The following is a 16,824-nucleotide window of genomic DNA, read 5'->3' on the forward strand; positions in this document are numbered from 1 at the left end:
GGTGGAATCGTTCGAGATGAGTGAACCTATTCTTCAGTTTGGCACCAGCCGGTTCCTCCAGGCCCATGTCGCGCTGTTCGTTTCGCAGGCGCTTGAGCGGGGCGACGCAATCGGCGGCATCTGCGTGGTGCAGACTACCGACAACCCGTCCAGCCAGGCGCGCATCGCCGCACTGGCCCAGGCAGCCAGTTATCCGGTGAAAATCCGCGGCAGGGAGGGCGGCGCGATCGTGGACACGGTCGTCGATTGCCGCGCCATCCGCGCTGCCTGGATTGCCAATCGCGATTGGGCGACGATACGGCATGCGGCGATTCATGACGTGCGCGTGATCGTGTCGAACACGGGCGACATGGGCTATCGCCTCGACGAGCGTGATTCGCCCGCCCTGCTCGCGCGGGAGGGTCAGGCGCCGCACAGCTATCCCGCGAAGTTGCTCACGCTCCTTCATGCACGGTGGCGTGAACGGCCTGACTCGGGCATCTCGATCTTTCCGTGCGAACTCGTCGCCAGCAACGGCGACACGCTGCGCGATCTGGTGACCGGCCTGGCTCGACAATGGGTGCTGCCCACGCCGTTTGTCGCCTATCTGTCGCAGCGATGCATCTGGGTCAACTCGCTGGTCGACCGCATCGTATCGGAACCGATCGAACCGGTAGGCGCGGTGGCCGAACCCTATGCGCTGTGGGCGATCGAGCGGCGCGCGGGCATGGAACTGCCGTGTACGCATGAACACATCGTAGTCACTGACGACCTGAGCAGCTACGAGCAACTCAAGCTGTTCTTTCTGAACCTCGGGCATACGTGGCTCGCTGACCAATGGCTCGCGCAGCGCCGAAGCGCGACCGAGACCGTCTTCGATGCGATGAACGATGGGCCGCTACGCGACGGCATCGAGGCTGTGTGGGACAACGAAGTGTTGCCCGTCTTCAGTGCGATGGGTTTGCGCGCTCGCGCCGTGCAGTACGTCGCGAGCGTGCGCGAACGGTTTCTCAATCCGTACCTCGATCACCGCATCGCGGACATTGCCAACCACCATGTCGAAAAGGTCCGGCGGCGAATCCTGCCGCTGATAGAGCTCGCCGACTCGCTGTCAGTCGGATCCGGTCAGACGCGTCTGCGCGAAACGCTCGCACGGCATGGACTGACGTCCTCAACGCAAAGGGCGGACGCATCATGACAGATCAGACAATCGTCATCCTTCACAACGAGGACAACGTAGCGGTGGCATTGCGGGCGCTCGAGGCGGGCACGCCGGTTGAAGCGGGCGGGCAACGGGTCGTCGTCAGAGGTTCTATTGCGGCCGGCCACAAGCTGGCTATCCGGCGCATCGCGCGCGGCAGCGCCGTGACCAAATATCGGCAGACAATCGGTATCGCGCTGGCCGACGTCGAGCCGGGCGAGCACGTGCACGTCCACAACGTCGGCATGCCGGAGCATCATCCGCATCGCCCCACGCACAGCGATGCGGTTCGCAGTCTCGCACCCGTGGACCGGCCGGGAGCGTTTCAGGGGTTCGTGCGTGCGGATGGTCAGGTTGGAACACGCAACTACATCGGGGTGATCGCCAGCGTCAACTGTTCCGCGAGCGTGTGTCACGCGATCGCGGACGCCTTCAAGGGCGACGCAATGGACCCGTTCAGCACGGTGGATGGCGTCGTCGCGATTACCCATCAGAGCGGGTGCGGAATGTCCGCCACGGGTGACGGCATGGCCTTGCTTCGGCGCACGCTGACCGGCTACGCCTGCAACCCGAACTTCGCGGGCGTGCTGCTGGTGGGCCTTGGTTGCGAGGTGAACCAGGTGAGCGGTCTCACGAGGTCCCTCGAAGCCGGCAGCCCTGCCCTTGTCGAAACACTTGTCATACAGGATGAAGGCGGCGTACGCGAGACAGTGGCGCGCGGTATCGCCATCGTCCGGGAGATGCTGTCGGCGGCCAGCCGCATACGGCGCATCGAGGTCCCTGCCGCGCGTTTGAAAGTGGGGCTGCAATGCGGCGGCTCGGACGGCTATTCGGGAATCACAGCGAACCCCGCTCTCGGCGCAGCCGTCGATCTCCTCGTGCGCCATGGCGGCACGGCGATCCTCTCCGAAACGCCAGAGATCTACGGCGCGGAACATCTGCTGACCGCACGGGCGGTATCGTCCGACGTCGCGGGGCGACTGCTCGACAAGCTGCGCTGGTGGGAGCGGTATGCCGCCGAAGCAGGCGGCGACATGAACAACAATCCCTCGCCCGGCAACAAGGCGGGCGGCATCACGACCATTCTTGAAAAATCGCTGGGCGCGGTTTCGAAAGGCGGAAGTACCGCGCTCAACGCGGTCTACGAATATGCCGAGCGGGCGTCGGAATCAGGTTTGGTCTTCATGGACACGCCGGGCTACGACCCTGTGTCCGCAACCGGTCAGATTGCGGGCGGTGCCAATCTGGTCTGCTTTACGACCGGGCGTGGTTCGGTGTTCGGTTCAAAGCCGGTGCCGACCATCAAGCTCGCGACAACCACGGGCTTGTTCGAGCGGATGCGCGCTGATATGGATTTCAATTGCGGTCAGATCGTAGATGGTTCGCTCACCGTCGAACAGGCCGGCGCGCAGGTATTTCAACTCATGCTGGACATTGCGTCGGGTACGAAGACCCACAGCGAACAGAACGGCATGGGCGATCGTGAGTTCGTGCCCTGGCTGCGCGGCGCGATCATGTAACAAGCGCGGCTTGCTGCAATCGATTGAAACTCCGACGCGGCGCAGGAATCTCAGACTCCCGAGGGGATCAGGAACCGTTTCCCATGGACACAAACGCACCCGAATCGACGCCGCAGGATGGCGTGAAAGAGTTCCGCCTGTCAGCGCAGCAGAGACGCCTGCTTGGCGAGGCGCTTGCGCTGCTGATCGACACACGCTCGCGCGCGCTGGACGTGGCGGTTCAGGTCTGTCGACGTCGAGGCAGCGCCGTTCCCGACGTGCACGACTTTCAATTGCCCGCGATCATCGAACTGCAAAGGCGGCTGGAAGGAACGCGCGAGCGGTTGGACGACATGCTTCCACCGAAGTTGTCCGTGTTTGCAGCTAACGGGACGTGCGATCTTCAGTGAAAATTGCGCCTGTGCACGGCCCGCTTCCCATCACATAAGGAGTCGCTATGCGGTACTGCTTCGCACTGGATCTGAAGGACGACCAGGCGCTTATCGAGAGTTACGAAAAATATCACCGCGACGTCTGGCCTGAAGTGCTGCAGCATCTGCGCGAGCATGGCGTGGTGGGTATGGAGATTTTCCGACTTGGAACCCGCCTGACGATGGTCATGGAGACGGACGACGTCACGTTTGACGGCGACAAGATGGCCCGAGCCGCCGAATCGAACCCGGTGATTCGTGATTGGGAGGATTTGATGTGGAAATTCCAGGCGCCCACGCCGTGGACGCCAGCGGGCGAGAAGTGGGTTTCGATGCGCCAGATATTTGACCTACGCAAACAGCCGTAAGTCGGGCATGGCCACAGATGGCGGCAAAGACGGCAACGCGAGGCGTGACCCCACCAATGTTGGTTGTAGCCCAAAATCGCAAACGAATCGGATATCGAGTCGGTCGTCCGCGCGAGACACCAGCGTCGGTATCGGCATTAAGAGCAGCGTCAGCGCGTTAACAATGCAGCTAGTTTCAGGTCGCCGTTAATGCTTTCGCAGGTGCGCCTCAATTTCGCGCGCATCTAAGGCCGAGAGATCTTCGCTGATCTCTTCGAAAGTCAACCGACGCGTCTCCTCGCTTAGATGCGCGTGCAGCATCCCGAGGAATTTCGGCTCGGCGGCAAAACGCAATCGCTGATACCGCTGATGAAGCCGTCCCTGTTCGATGTAGTCGGCGACGGTCCTTGCGAATTTCTCGCGATCCTTCTCGCTCAGCCTACCTCCACTTGGAACGACATTGACGAGGTCTTCGATTTCCCGCAAGTCCAGTTTAAGTCCCGGTGTTTCGAAGATTCGTGCACGGCTGCCGTCGGCAACGACAACCCAGGTAGTGCCAGCCATGGTGCGCCTCTCAGCGTGATTGGTCGCCGGCTGGGCCGCCATCGCAAGTCGTCGCGTGACGCCAGCGAGCCCGCCGGCCAACGATAGCCTATCTCCAACGTCCATCGATGACGGACCGTGGGGCCTCTCCGCGCTCCTGCGCGAGCGATGGATAATCGGTATATCCGCGCTCGCCGCCTCCATAAAACGTGGACGGATCCGGTGAATTGAGCGGAGCGTGCAATCGTAAGCGTTCCGGCAGGTCCGGATTGGCGATGAACAAGCGTCCGAATGCGATCAGGTCCGCGTTGCCCTCCTCGAGCCATCGTTCCGCACTGCCACCGTCGAACCCGCCCGCGACCATCAGCACTCCACGATAAGTTCGCCGCACCATCTCGCTCATGCGTTTGGCGCGCTCCGTGAAAGCGACATCCTCACTGGTCGCCGCCAGCGCGGGATTGACGATGTGCAAATACGCCAACCCGTATTGATTGAGCTTCTCGAGGACGTAAGAAAAGGTCGCCTCGGGATCGTCGTCATGCATGTCGTTGAAGGTGCCCAGAGGCGAGAGCCGCACGCCGACCTTTTCCGGTCCCCACACGTCGCAAACCGTCTCGATCACCTCCAGCAGGAGCTTGGCCCGGCGCTCACGCGACCCGCCGTATGAGTCCGTGCGGCGGTTTGTGCCGGACAGCAGGAACTGGTCGAGCAGATAGCCGTTCGCTGCGTGCACTTCGACACCGTCCATGCCAGCCGCCTTTGCGTTGCGCGCACCCCTGAAGTACTGTCGCACGAGATATGGCATCTCTTCGACCTGCAGCGCGCGGGGCGTAATGCAGGGCGCGACGACACCTTCGCCGCGCTCGTTCTCGATGAACGCCTCCGCTTTTGGCTCGACCGCAGACGGCGCTACCGGCAGCATTTCATCGGGCTGCAACGAGGGGTGCGATATGCGTCCGACGTGCCAGAGCTGCATGAACATCAATCCGCCCGCCTCGTGCACGGCGTTCACCACGAGCCGCCAGCCTTCCACCTGTTCGCGACTATGAATCCCAGGCGTCCACGCATAGCCCTGTCCTTGCATCGACACCTGCGTCGCCTCGCTGATGATGAGCGCGGCCGATGCACGCTGGGCGTAATAGCACGCGTTGAGCTGAGACGGTATGTTGCCTGGCTGGCTGGCGCGCGAGCGCGTCAGCGGCGCCATCACAGCACGATGGCGCAGGTTGTACGGTCCCACCTTGACTGGTTCGAAGAGCTTGCTCAGCGCGATTCTTTCGTCGTGCTGCCCAGCTTCGGCGGGCGCGATTTCGGTATTCGGCATAAATCTGCTCCTTGCGTTTCTGGCTCGGCCCGAAAAGTACTGTCATGGACACTTCGAGACGTCGGCGTCAGATCACATCGACATGTTTCCGCCCTCAGTCAGTCTAGCCATGATCCGCGCGTGCTTCTTTCCGGTTTCTGCCGAGATATGTCACGATCCTGTCGCCACGCGGTCCATCGCTCCATCGGGGCCGGATCTGGTCCTGCCATGCCCTTAGCTACTGTGCCCTTTCGAGAGATTCGCGACCGGGACGCGGGCGCAAGCGTTGCAGCCTCAATCCGGCAGAACGAACTCGGTGCGCATGTCTTCGACAATGCGCCGGATCTCGTGGGCAAAGTCGGTGCCCTCCTTATTGAGCGGCACCATATTCCAGTTCCTGCCGGCGGCATCGGGCGGGTGCCGTTCGGGCAGCGGTATGCGCACGCGCAGTCCTTCCGGCATGTCCGCGCTTATTTTTGCCACGCGACTTTGCGTTTCATCACGAATCTGCTCGGCAGAGGAAACAGTCTTCGGCATGGGCGTTCTCCATTGCAACGGGCCGCATGGCTTCGTTCTCGAGCGCGGACGCGCCGACTCTTCAAGTCTAGTTCGTATTGGCGGAATGTTTGAACCGTTGCGCGCGTTTGAGTGCTCGACGAAACGGGTGCCCTGCGTCACCCAACGCGCAAGGTCAATGGAGCGAGGCCAATGCGTCGGCTATCGGTTGACTGCCACCGGCAAACCCGACGATCTTGTTGACAAGGCCCACCCTGAGCGCTTCGAGCACGACTTCGGCAACATCCTCACGCGCAATGGGGGCACGAGCGGACTGCGCGTCGGCCACGATTTCAATTGTCCCGGCACCCGGCTCCATGGTCAGTGTGCCGGGACGCAGCACGAGATAATCGAGCCCACTGCCGATCAGATAATCGTCCGATGCGCGCTTCATCTGCGCGTAATGCCGAAGCTCATCTGGCGCGCGCTCAGGGGCGTATGCCAGCAAGGTGCTGACGACGATGAAGCGATCCGCGCCATTTTGCTTCGCATAATCGACCGCCTTGATGATCGCGTCCCGATCGATCTGACGCTCCTGCTCGGCGCCCTCGGTTTCAGCGGATCCAGCGGCAAAGATAACTGTCTGAACCCCCGCGAGCGCCGCGCCGAAGTTCTGCGTCAGGTCGACGATCACGGGACTCGCGCCGAGGCCTTCGAAATGGGCTCGCCGAGCCTCGTCGCGCAGCAACGCACGAAACGGAGTGCCCGCACGGTGCAACTTTTCCGCCACCAGCCGGCCGGTGCGGCCGGTGGCGCCAATTAGTGCAATGCTCATCGCGTCTCTCCGAGAAGGCATGTCAGCGGCGTGCCGCGCTTTCGCTGTGCTGAAGCGGCGCGTCGAGAAGCTCGTTCTGTTGCTTTCCAGTACCCACGACGACTAAGTTTGCTTCTTTGACGGTTGTTCTGGCTCGGGGTGGACGGCGATTGGGTCGCTCGCAGGAAAGGTCTCTCCAAGCGCTTCGTCGAGTTGTTCGTCCAAGGTCGTCGGCGCTTCCTGCGCCTCGACTTTCGACTTCGGGATGTCGATGCGACTTTCCTTTGTCATGTTGCGCTCCATAAGGGAATCAGCGGAATTTCGCTAGTGCAGCGGCGTTACGTGCAGGCAATCACCGTCATTGGAAGGTGAGATCGTCACCTTCATTACGCAGATCGAAAATCGCGGCCTCGACGACATTCAAATCGATGTCATTGATCTGCCGGGCGGCGATTTTCCGGCCTCCGGATACGGTCGTATCGGTCTTCGCAAGTTAAGCGTGAGCACGCTCCAGTGTCGAACTGCGTGTCGATGTGATCGAAGTCCACACGGAACAACGCCTGAATTGCCGGGATGCTCATGCTGTCGTGCCACTGCTGTTCAGGTCCTCTAGCGCCTTCTTCAGGCGTTCCTCCTGATCGTTCGTGAGAGATGTCTTTAATACCTTACCGCCGAAAGGCTTCAGCTCCGGCAAGACCTTGTCGAAATTCACGCGACGCACGAGGATGAAGAGCGCCGATGAACCCGGCTCAATGTTCTGACCCGTCGAACACATGAAATCGTCATCGATTCCATAGTCTGAGAGCGCGCCCGACAGCGCGCCCGTGCCCGCACCGATGGCCATGCCTGTTGCCAACCCGGCGAGCGGATTGAGCAACATTACCCCAACCAGTGCACCAAACAAACCACCCCAGGCCGCGCCGCTGAGCGCGCCGAACTTGACGAGATCGACCGATTGCTTGAGGTGTATTTTTCCCTTCGCGCTGCGGACGACGATGCAGGCATCCTCAAGGTCGATCAGGTGTTCCTTTTGCATCTGCTGGAGCTTGGTCAGCACCTGGTCGGCCGTGTCTTCGCCTTTGAAACTTACAACGACTAGATCGCTCATGGATCTGCTCCTTTTCTCTGGGAGAAGCCGAGCTTCTTCGGCGGCAAGGTTGAATTCATCCTCGGCGCCGCGCGCTTGCTGGTCAGCCGCGCCGCAAAGCAACTGCGGTGCCAGCCAATCTTGCATGTCCCGCCCGGCGCCTACCCTGAGATATTCGGGGCCATTGACGCGATGACGATTACATCAAGATTAGATTCTTGCCGGTTGCGCTTCTTCCTCATTCTTGCAAGACGTGTCGGATCTCTGCGCTTCTGTTGCGCGGCTTTCAGATTGCTCTCGCAACTTCGCCAATGAATCATCTGCCGACGGCCCGATGAGCAAGTCGGAATGCGCGAGGCGTCACACCGGTGTATCGATGAAACACGTCGGTGAAATGCTGCTGAGTCTGAAACCCCGCACGCGCGCCAACGTCAACCAACGGAATGGCCTCCTCGCATAACATCGCCCTGGCGAATTTCACTCGTTCGAGTGTCACATATAGATGGGGCGGGTTACCGGTCGCAATCTTGAAGACGCGTGCAAACTTTGAAGCACTCATGTGCACCAGAACTGCGAGTTGCTCGACCAAAATGGTTTCGGCTATGTTCTCATGAACGAAGGCTTGAATACGAGCCAGCTTTTGACGCGTAATCGGCATGTCCGGCTCCTCCGCGCCTGCACAGTGCCCGTAGCGCAGAGCGATGTGCATCGAAATGACATCGGCAAAAGCGTCGGCGCAGGCGGTGTCGATAAGATCCGCGCTATTCAAAGCACCCAATGTATCTGCGGCCTCGCGCAGGAACGGATCCCAAAACTTCGACCATTTCGGAACGATGCCAAACGATTCTTGCGAGACTTGCCCAAGTACGCTCGGTTTGAGTGCGATAACCCATCCCTTTGGATCGTGGTCGGCGCTCGTGGCCAACGGCGTCGCACAAGGAATAATTGCGACAAATGGCGCACTTATCAGGATGGATTGACTCGTTCCGATGTCGTCGCAGCCCGCAGCCTGCACAACAGTGCTGCCCGTCGGTATAACGAGCCGGAATCCCTGCGTTAAATTCGGCGCGTCATCGGTGAAAACGACGTTCATCGGTTGGCAGCGTAACCCGTGATCCGGGGTCGATCTAGTTGCTTGCTTCATGATGAGCAGCAGTCTCCGTTTCGCCTGGTCACATAGCTAAGCTTACGTCGAATTCAAGGCTGTCTGAGGCGATTTCGTAATATGGGAAAAAAGAAAGCGATGCAATCCAACGCTCCTGAAGGCATTTTGCAAGCCAATACTTACGCCAAGGTATTGCGCAGCGTTCGACGCGGATCAGCTTCGCGAAGCGGCATGTCATGCGCGCCGCACGCGCGTCCGCGATCTGTGACCATCGGATCAGACCTGGCGTGGGCAGACTCCTGAGCGCCGTTTGACGCTCAATCAGGTTGCCCCCGCGAAGCTAGACTGTATTGAGCAGCGGCTGCTCGCCGAGCGCGACATTGCCAGGAAACCTTGGCGGGGGCGCCGATGACTTCACACGTGCGATTGCTCGAAGCGATCTTGCGTCTTGTCACGATGGCCGGCATGTCGTTCGAACTACACGGTTTTACTGGAGGCAGCACCGACGCCGCCGTGCGATTCAAGGCGTCATTACGGGCGTCGGTTTTATCGGCGCCAGGGTGATCCTGCAAAACCGCTCGACCGGAAGAATCAGTGGCTTGACCACGGCGGCTACGATCCCGGTCACCGCCGCGCTCGCGCATTGTATGTGGCATCGGCGCATGGAACATTCCGGGTATTGCCACCGCGCGTCACATGCGTCGATCACGCACGATGTAACAAATATGTCACCGATGCTCGTCGTAGTCGGACCTCGGCTTAGGCGTCGTGGGCACCTTTGCATATTGAAACGCGGGCAGCGCCTTGATCGCATCTTTCGTCGCACCGGCGAGCACCAGTTTGCCGTTGTTGAAATCGAGCTGCTCGATCGGAATGGCCACGTCGTGATGCGACACCCCTAGAAACTGGTTCGCGGCGATGATCGCAAACGATACCGACCGGTCCGGTGCCACGATAATGTCATGAATGACGCCGACGCGCTCGCCCTTCTCGTTGAAGACCGGTTTATCCATCACCGACTTCCTCACGCTCCAGCCCGCCACGATCGCGGCCGACTCTTCCACGCTGACACCTAGCGGCTGGGCGCCGGCCACCTGGGCGTGCGCCTCTAGCGGAAGCACGAGCGACGACGCGAGCAACCATACAAGCAGATTTGGTTTCATGAGATACCCTTCGTTCGGGTGTTGCGGTGGGAGACCAGGCCAGCAATGATCACGCTAATGCCAGACAGTGCCTGGCATAAGTTCATGTTAGAACCCCTCACGGCAAGCCGCTATAAAAATAATTACGATGAATCGGCTTATTTTGGTGCATCCCGGATGCCAATCCGGATGTCGTTCAGCAGGCATCCTGAATGAACGCAGGATCGCGAAACGCACGGCAGAAACTCGAAAGAATCGCAGATGCGCTGAGCCTAGACTGAAGTTCATCACCTGACGGTACAGCCTGGAGTCCCACATGGATGAACTGCTTGGACGCGCTTGGTGGATGCTCATCCTGCGTGGCACGGTCGCGCTGCTGTTCGGCACTCTGGCGCTATTCTGGCCCGGTCTCACTCTGCTATTGCTCATCACCCTCTTTAGCGTCTACGCGATCGTCGGCGGCATTGTTGCGATTGTCGCGGCCATCCGCTACCGCGTGACGCACCGCGGCTGGTGGGTGCCCTTGCTGCTCGGCATCTGCAGCATCGCCGCCGGTGTGATAGCCGCGCTAGTGCCGGGCATTACTACGCTCGTGCTGGTCGCCGTCATTGGCGCAAACGCGATGATTACCGGCGTATTCGATCTGATCGCAGCAACGCGGCTGCACAGGCGTCTGCGCAATGCGTGGATGCTGGTGCTCACCGGAGTGCTATCCGTGCTGTTCGGCATCTTCGTGCTGCTCTTTCCGGGCGCGGGTGCACTAGCGCTCGTCTGGCTGATCGGCGTGTATGCGTTGTTCACCGGCGCGCTGCTGGTCGTGCTCGGCATCACTGCGCGTGCCTGGCACCAGGATGGTCTGACCGCCGAGCCACACGCGCCATTACATCCGTAAACATACGGCTCACGGGTACTTTTATCGGTCACCAGGTCAAGGCCGCAGCCAGCCCCGCGTCCGCACTCGCGGCGCGCCCGCGGACGATGCGCGCCGGCCGCGCCCCTCGCATTCGAGGCCGAATGGACTGCCAGTAATCTCCGCTGGTCCAGCCTCAGGTCCGGCGCTGGCGCACTTTACGTAAGGAGAATCACGTGCCGCTCGATCTCGACAAATGGAATCCGTTCCGGTTTTTACGCTCGCACCCTGCGCAAAAAAACGCAGCGGGCCGCGCCGATGCGCCGCGCACCAGCCAGCAAAGCGCGCAGCAAAATGGGCAGCAGACCGGCGGCATGCCAATGGATAACGGGGCACCGATGGCAACCGCTGCTGCGCCGGTAGCACTTGCGCAGGCCCCCTGGCCGCTACCCGATCCGATTCATCTGTTTGCCGAATTGATCCGTGATCCGTTCGGCGGCCGTGGGCCGCTCGGAAGCTGGTTCGGCGACTTCAGTGCAAGCGAGTTTCAACCTCGAATCGACGTCACCGACGAAGGCGACGCACTGCGTATCGTCGCCGAATTGCCGGGCATGACCCGCGACGACGTCGAACTCGAAGTGATTGAAGACATGCTGATTATCAGCGGCGAAAAGCGTTTCGAATCGACGAGCGAAGAACAGGGATGCTATCGGGTCGAGCGGTCGTTCGGACATTTTCAGCGTGCGGTCCCGCTGCCCGCGGGCGTCGATCTCGACCGGGCAGACGCAAGATTCGAGAACGGCGTGCTGACGCTGCGCGTCCCCAAAGCGGTCAGAGAACCGGCGGCGAAGCGGCGCATCGAGATCAAATAACCCCATCGGTACTCCGGCGTCAGGCCTATCGTGAAACGACTCGTCAGCTTTCGCGGTCTCGATCACTCGACTCATGCCGGCGTCGAGCAGCAGATTGGCGAATAGGCCACGCACTATCTGAAGCGGCGCGCTGCGCACCGGCGAACAAACAGCTGAACAGATTTTTTCCACCACCCATACCCGCCCGGGAAGCCATACCCTCACGGACGAAAAGGAGATCATCATGGCCGAGTGCAGTGTTTGTGGAAAACCCGCGACCTCGCAGATCACGATCACCGAAAACGGTCAGCGCCGTCAGCTGATGTTGTGCAACGAGCACTACATGGAGTTTATGGCCCGCAATCAGCGCCGCCTGTCGCCGCTCGAGTCCCTCTTTCACGGCGGACTTTTCGACAGTCTGTTCGACGACATGTGGCCACCGATTGAAGGCGGCCGCGGTAACCGGTCACGCATCGGACGCGCGCCCGGACAATCCGGCGGAGCGGATCAGGCTACAGGCGCCGGTAGCGGACAAATGGGCGATTCAGCGGGCGCGCACCCAGGCGGCCGGACGCGCCGGCATCGCCGGGCGCGTGAAGCGGTGGATCTGCAGACGTACCTGAGCCAAAGCGGGCTGGACCGCCTGCAAGCCGCGGCGCAGGCAGCGGTCGAATTTGGCAAGAACGAAGTCGATACGGAACACCTGTTGCTGGCGCTCGCCGATAACAATGTGGTGCAGGAAATCCTTCGCGAATTCAAGCTTGATCCCGAAGAGATCAAGAAGACCGTCGACCAGACCGCGCCGCGCGGCACCCGCAAGGAGCCGAGCGACAATGAGCAGATCGGCGTGTCGCCACGCGCCAAGAGTGCGTTGGAAAATGCGTTGAGGTCGTCGCTGGAACTGGGTCACAACTATGTCGGACCAGAGCATATTCTGATTGGGCTTGTCGAGGAAGAAGACGGCTTTGCAGGCGAATTGCTGCGCAAGCTCGGACTGTCGCCACAATCGATGCGGCAAAAATCGGTCAAGGTGGTCGGCAAGGGTGCCGAAGACGGCAAGATGGAAGACCGCTCCACCACGCCCACGCTCGACAAGTACGCGCGCGATCTCAGCGCACTCGCGCGTCAAGGCAAGCTGGATCCCGTGATCGGCCGTGACAAGGAGATCGAAACCACCATTGAAGTGCTCGCGCGGCGGCGCAAGAACAATCCGGTACTGATCGGCGAACCCGGTGTGGGTAAGACCGCTATCGTCGAAGGTCTGGCGCAACGCATTGCTCAGGACCAGGTGCCGGAAGTGCTGCGCGGCAAGCGCGTGGTCGAACTGAATATCAACAGCGTCGTGGCTGGCGCGAAGTATCGTGGCGAGTTCGAGGAGCGCGTCAAGCAGGTACTGGATGAGATCATCGAGAACCAGGACCGTCTGGTTGTATTTATCGACGAACTGCATACGATTGTCGGCGCCGGCCAGGGCGGCGGCGAAGGTGGCCTCGACATCGGCAATGTCTTCAAGCCGGCGCTCGCTCGCGGTGAGTTGCACCTCGTAGGTGCGACCACGTTGAACGAATACCAGAAGTACATTGAAAAGGACTCGGCATTGGAGCGGCGCTTTCAGCCCGTCATGGTGCCCGAGCCTAGCGTCGAGGAAACGGTCGAGATTCTGCGTGGCCTGCGCGACCGGCTCGAAGCACATCACAAGGTGAAAATCACCGAAGAGGCGATCGCTGCCGCGGCAAAGCTTTCGGACCGTTACATTGCTGCACGCTTTCTGCCAGACAAGGCGATCGATCTGCTCGATCAGGCCGCAGCCCGCGTGCGCATTTCGTCGAACTCGCGCCCGCAGCCATTGCACGATGTCGAAGCGAGCATCCGCCGCATCAAGCAGGAACAGCACGCGGCCAGCGCTGCGAAGGAATTCGATAAAGCCAAGGAACTGGAAGGACGGCTAGTCGCGGAACAAAAGCGCCTGCATGAGGCCACTGAAACATGGAAGAAGGAGCGCGGCACCAGTTCGCAGGAAGTGACGGCCGAAGACATCGCGCAGATCGTTTCGTCTCTCACGGGCGTACCGTTATCTGAACTCACGGCCGAGGACCGTGAAAAGCTGTTGCGACTGGAAGACCATCTGAAGGAACGCGTAGTCGGCCAGGATGAAGCCGTCTCCGCCGTCGCCAAAGCGGTGCGGCTTTCGCGCGCCGGTTTGACAGAGGCCGGCAAGCCGACTGCAAGCTTCCTCTTTCTTGGGCCTACGGGTGTGGGTAAAACCGAACTCGCGAAGGCGCTAGCCGCTTCGGTGTTCGGCGACGAGAACGCGCTGGTGCGCATCGACATGAGCGAGTATTCCGAGCGTCATACGGTGGCGCGGCTGGTCGGCGCGCCGCCCGGATATGTCGGCTACGAGGAAGGCGGGCAACTCACCGAGCGCGTGCGGCGCAGGCCATATTGCGTCGTGTTGCTCGACGAAATCGAAAAGGCGAACTCGGAGGTGCACAACCTCTTGCTGCAACTGTTCGACGAAGGGCGGCTCACCGACGGCAAGGGACGTCTGATCGATTTCACCAACACGATCATCATCGCCACCAGCAATATCGGCTCACAGCTGATTCAGGAAAACATGAAGGCCGACGCGAAGCAACTCGACTACCCCGAACTGCGCGACCGGTTGATGGAATTGCTGCGGCATCATTTCAGGCCCGAGTTCCTGAATCGGGTCGATGAAGTCGTCGTGTTCCATGCACTCGGCAAGGAGCAGATTCGCCGTATCGTAGACCTGCAACTTGCGCGCGTACGGCGTACGGCGTTGGCCCAAGGCATCGATCTTTCGTTCGACGACGGGTTGCGCGATCATCTTGCACAGATCGGCTATGACCCCGAGTTCGGTGCGCGGATGCTCAAGCGCAAGATCCGTCTTGAAGTGGAATCGCAACTCGCCGACGCGCTGTTGCGAGGCGACGTGCGCGATGGCGACAAGGTCACGATGACCTACGACTCAGGTTCACGCTCTGTGCTTGTGCAAAAGGGAGCATCGCCCACTGAAGCGCCCAGCGAGGCGTCACAGCAGGCACCCGCACACGCGTAACGCTGGCACGACTGAGAACGCGACGCCGCCCGCCCGTGCGGAGGCGTCGCCCTCACGATTCAAGTTCACCCACTACGATCTCATCGCGATAGCACCAGATCCACGTTTCGCCGGGTTCGATTGAACGTACCAGCGGATGACCGGTCGCGTGAAAATGCTTGCTTGCATGCCGGTTGGGCGACGAATCGCAGCAGCCGACGTGTCCGCAAGAAAGACAAAGCCTTAAATGTACCCACGGCTGGCCAAGCTTCACGCAGTCCTCGCAATAGTTGATGGACGTGCGGAGAATGCGGGCTTCGCCCAGGTGCGTGCAACCAGGGGTCATGATCGTGCTCCTCGGACAGGTATGCGCTGACGTGCGGGGATCAAGATTGCGCTCGTGCTCAGGCGCTACTCAGATAGCGATGCACCAGCGCCACAGCCATTGCCCCCTCGCCGACTGCCGACGCCACGCGCTTGATCGACGCGTGACGCACGTCGCCCGCTGCGAATACGCCGGGCATGCACGTTTCCAGATGCAGCGGCGCGCGTTCGAGAGGCCAATTCAGGTTCGCCTGATATTCCTGCAGATCAGGACCGGTTACGAGATAGCCGCCTTTATCGCGAACGATGCCGACCTCCTGCGCCCACTCCGTCTGCGGCACGCCGCCAATGCAGACGAATAGCCAACTCGTTTTTACTGTGCGGTCCCGAGCGGTTCGCGCATCGGTCAGCGTGATCTCCTGCAATACGTCATGACCTGCGAGCGCGGTAACTTCGGTGCACGTACGCACTTCAATGTTCGACGCCGATGTGATGCGATCCACCAGGTATTGGGACAACGTGTTCCTAAGCGATGCATCACGCACGAGCATATAGACGCGGTTGGCGGACTGTGAAAAATGCATGGCGGCCTGTCCCGCCGAATTGCCGCCGCCCACCACATATACGTCTTCGCCATGGATCAGCGTGGCCTCACTGGCGCCAGCGCCGTAATAAAGGCCTGCACCTAGAAAGCGCTCTTCACCTGCCAGGCCTAGCGTGCGATATGCGACGCCGGTCGCGCAGATCGACGTGCGCGCTGTGATACGCGTGCCGTCTTCCAGAGACACGATGCCTTGGCCCGGAGGGAACTCCGCGTGCACGCCAGCGCGCGCCAGCAGGATTTCGGCGCCGAACTTGACGGCCTGGTCGCGCGCCCGTTCAGCGAGCTCCGCGCCGCTCACGCCCTGTGGAAAGCCCAGATAGTTCTCGATCTTCGAACTGCTGCCTGCCTGACCGCCCACTGCCCAGCGCTCCACCAGTACGGTATGCAGTCCCTCCGATGCACCGTACACCGCGGCGCTCAATCCCGCCGGCCCTGCGCCGTAAATCGCCAGATCGTAGGCCTCGCGCGACGGATTTGCAAACCAGCCGAGCTTCTCCGTGATTTGCCGGATGGTGGGACATTCCAGCCGCGTTCCGTCATGGAAGACGCAGACCGGCAAGCGCGAATCGGAAAGGTGCTGCACATGCGCCAGTTCCTCCGCTTCCTTATCGCTGCCCAGTTCGATCCATTCGAACGGTATGTCGCAGCGATGCAGGAAGTCGCGTATCGCGTAGCCATTTGCACTGCGCATGCGTCCATAGATCCTGACCATGAACATGCTATCCGCCTTTGAGGACATTCAGGAGTGACTTTCGCTTCTCGCCCTTCACAAGCAGACCACCGCGCCAGGATAACGGCGGTTGGCCGTATTCGTGCACCATAGGCTCATCCTGGATCGGCGTCTTTCGCGATCCTGCCGGGCTTCATCCGCTTTCTGCTGATGGCTCCATCGCCGTATTCGTTCTGCTTTGGTTTCGCATCAAGGCGTCAATCAGGAAGCACGAATTCGGTGCGCATGTCTTCGATCACTTTCCGGGCATCCTCTTCGCAATCTGCGCTCAGGTCATTGAGCGGCACGCGCCTGTGATTGAATAGCGCATACGTTCCTCGTGCGCGAGCACGACGGCGACGCTTTAAGTCTAGTCACTAATCCGGGGGATGTAGGGATAATCGCTCCCTTCCGCGGACTGCATCAACGGAGGGCGCGGTGCGAAATGGCTCTTCGGAGAAGCGCGCAAACGCCACAGGGGC

17 protein-coding genes and 1 pseudogene are annotated in these 16,824 nt (G+C 60.7%); 8 read left to right on the top strand and 10 right to left on the bottom strand.

Going from position 1 to position 16,824, the window contains the following annotated elements:
• Positions 1 to 16: 16 nt before the first annotated feature.
• The 4 genes from BPHYT_RS27215 (at position 17) to BPHYT_RS27230 (ending at position 3,478) form a co-directional block, all read left to right on the top strand.
• The gene (locus BPHYT_RS27215) at positions 17 to 1,177 is read left to right on the top strand and encodes a mannitol dehydrogenase family protein (RefSeq protein WP_012427343.1); all 1,161 of its coding nucleotides are present in this window, start codon (positions 17 to 19) and stop codon (positions 1,175 to 1,177) included.
• Entirely contained in the window at positions 1,174 to 2,700 is a 1,527-nt protein-coding gene (locus BPHYT_RS27220; RefSeq protein ID WP_012427344.1) for a UxaA family hydrolase, read from the top strand. Before BPHYT_RS27215 ends, BPHYT_RS27220 begins: the two co-directional genes overlap by 4 nt.
• Before the next feature lie 122 nt (positions 2,701 to 2,822).
• A complete protein-coding gene (locus tag BPHYT_RS27225) occupies positions 2,823 to 3,089 on the top strand; it encodes a hypothetical protein (protein ID WP_238535755.1) in 267 nt (88 codons plus the stop codon).
• A gap of 47 nt (positions 3,090 to 3,136) precedes the next feature.
• Positions 3,137 to 3,478, top strand: coding sequence for an L-rhamnose mutarotase (locus BPHYT_RS27230; RefSeq protein WP_012427346.1), 342 nt, complete (start codon positions 3,137 to 3,139; stop codon positions 3,476 to 3,478).
• A gap of 186 nt (positions 3,479 to 3,664) precedes the next feature.
• Here BPHYT_RS27230 and BPHYT_RS27235 read toward each other — a convergent pair whose 3' ends face one another.
• The 7 genes from BPHYT_RS27235 to BPHYT_RS27265 all read right to left on the bottom strand — a co-directional run bounded on the left by BPHYT_RS27235 (position 3,665) and on the right by BPHYT_RS27265 (position 8,843).
• A complete protein-coding gene (locus BPHYT_RS27235; RefSeq protein WP_012427347.1) occupies positions 3,665 to 4,021 on the bottom strand; it encodes a host attachment protein in 357 nt (118 codons plus the stop codon).
• Positions 4,022 to 4,109: 88 nt separating this feature from the next.
• A complete protein-coding gene (locus tag BPHYT_RS27240) occupies positions 4,110 to 5,324 on the bottom strand; it encodes an alkene reductase (RefSeq protein ID WP_012427348.1) in 1,215 nt (404 codons plus the stop codon).
• A 273-nt stretch (positions 5,325 to 5,597) separates the two neighbouring features.
• Positions 5,598 to 5,840, bottom strand: coding sequence for a hypothetical protein (locus BPHYT_RS27245; RefSeq protein WP_012427349.1), 243 nt, complete (start codon positions 5,838 to 5,840; stop codon positions 5,598 to 5,600).
• Between the two features lie 154 nt (positions 5,841 to 5,994).
• Positions 5,995 to 6,654 carry an SDR family oxidoreductase gene (locus tag BPHYT_RS27250; protein ID WP_322786764.1) on the bottom strand — a complete coding sequence of 220 codons (660 nt, stop codon included), beginning with the start codon at positions 6,652 to 6,654 and terminating at the stop codon, positions 5,995 to 5,997.
• An 81-nt stretch (positions 6,655 to 6,735) separates the two neighbouring features.
• Positions 6,736 to 6,903 carry a hypothetical protein gene (locus BPHYT_RS38800; RefSeq protein WP_012427351.1) on the bottom strand — a complete coding sequence of 56 codons (168 nt, stop codon included), beginning with the start codon at positions 6,901 to 6,903 and terminating at the stop codon, positions 6,736 to 6,738.
• A 286-nt stretch (positions 6,904 to 7,189) separates the two neighbouring features.
• The gene (locus BPHYT_RS27260) at positions 7,190 to 7,846 is read right to left on the bottom strand and encodes a DUF1269 domain-containing protein (protein ID WP_238535756.1); all 657 of its coding nucleotides are present in this window, start codon (positions 7,844 to 7,846) and stop codon (positions 7,190 to 7,192) included.
• A gap of 169 nt (positions 7,847 to 8,015) precedes the next feature.
• On the bottom strand, positions 8,016 to 8,843 hold the full coding sequence (locus BPHYT_RS27265; RefSeq protein WP_012427353.1) for a helix-turn-helix domain-containing protein: 828 nt from the start codon (positions 8,841 to 8,843) through the stop codon (positions 8,016 to 8,018).
• Between the two features lie 341 nt (positions 8,844 to 9,184).
• Between BPHYT_RS27265 and BPHYT_RS39575 the strand changes: the two are divergent.
• Positions 9,185 to 9,397, top strand: a pseudogene (locus tag BPHYT_RS39575) (hypothetical protein); the annotation flags it as partial.
• Between the two features lie 135 nt (positions 9,398 to 9,532).
• On the opposite strand, the gene BPHYT_RS27270 reads toward BPHYT_RS39575, so the two are convergent.
• The gene (locus BPHYT_RS27270) at positions 9,533 to 9,967 is read right to left on the bottom strand and encodes a PRC-barrel domain-containing protein (protein ID WP_012427354.1); all 435 of its coding nucleotides are present in this window, start codon (positions 9,965 to 9,967) and stop codon (positions 9,533 to 9,535) included.
• A gap of 295 nt (positions 9,968 to 10,262) precedes the next feature.
• On the opposite strand from BPHYT_RS27270, the gene BPHYT_RS27275 reads away from it, so the two are divergent.
• From BPHYT_RS27275 to BPHYT_RS27285, 3 genes are all read left to right on the top strand, one after another.
• Positions 10,263 to 10,838: an HdeD family acid-resistance protein gene (locus BPHYT_RS27275; RefSeq protein WP_012427355.1), complete on the top strand. Its 576-nt coding sequence runs from the start codon at positions 10,263 to 10,265 to the stop codon at positions 10,836 to 10,838.
• Positions 10,839 to 11,032: 194 nt separating this feature from the next.
• Complete coding sequence (locus BPHYT_RS27280) at positions 11,033 to 11,668, top strand: Hsp20/alpha crystallin family protein (RefSeq protein WP_012427356.1); 636 nt, start codon at positions 11,033 to 11,035, stop codon at positions 11,666 to 11,668.
• A 223-nt stretch (positions 11,669 to 11,891) separates the two neighbouring features.
• Positions 11,892 to 14,726, top strand: a complete 2,835-nt coding sequence (locus tag BPHYT_RS27285) for an ATP-dependent Clp protease ATP-binding subunit (RefSeq protein ID WP_012427357.1) — start codon at positions 11,892 to 11,894, stop codon at positions 14,724 to 14,726.
• 52 nt (positions 14,727 to 14,778) lie between these two features.
• Here BPHYT_RS27285 and BPHYT_RS37520 read toward each other — a convergent pair whose 3' ends face one another.
• Both BPHYT_RS37520 and BPHYT_RS27290 read right to left on the bottom strand, forming a co-directional pair.
• Positions 14,779 to 15,051, bottom strand: coding sequence for a UBP-type zinc finger domain-containing protein (locus BPHYT_RS37520; RefSeq protein ID WP_012427358.1), 273 nt, complete (start codon positions 15,049 to 15,051; stop codon positions 14,779 to 14,781).
• A gap of 58 nt (positions 15,052 to 15,109) precedes the next feature.
• Positions 15,110 to 16,351 carry an NAD(P)/FAD-dependent oxidoreductase gene (locus BPHYT_RS27290; RefSeq protein ID WP_012427359.1) on the bottom strand — a complete coding sequence of 414 codons (1,242 nt, stop codon included), beginning with the start codon at positions 16,349 to 16,351 and terminating at the stop codon, positions 15,110 to 15,112.
• Positions 16,352 to 16,824: the final 473 nt, after the last annotated feature.

It is taken from the genome of Paraburkholderia phytofirmans PsJN (assembly GCF_000020125.1).
Lineage (GTDB): Bacteria > Pseudomonadota > Gammaproteobacteria > Burkholderiales > Burkholderiaceae > Paraburkholderia > Paraburkholderia phytofirmans.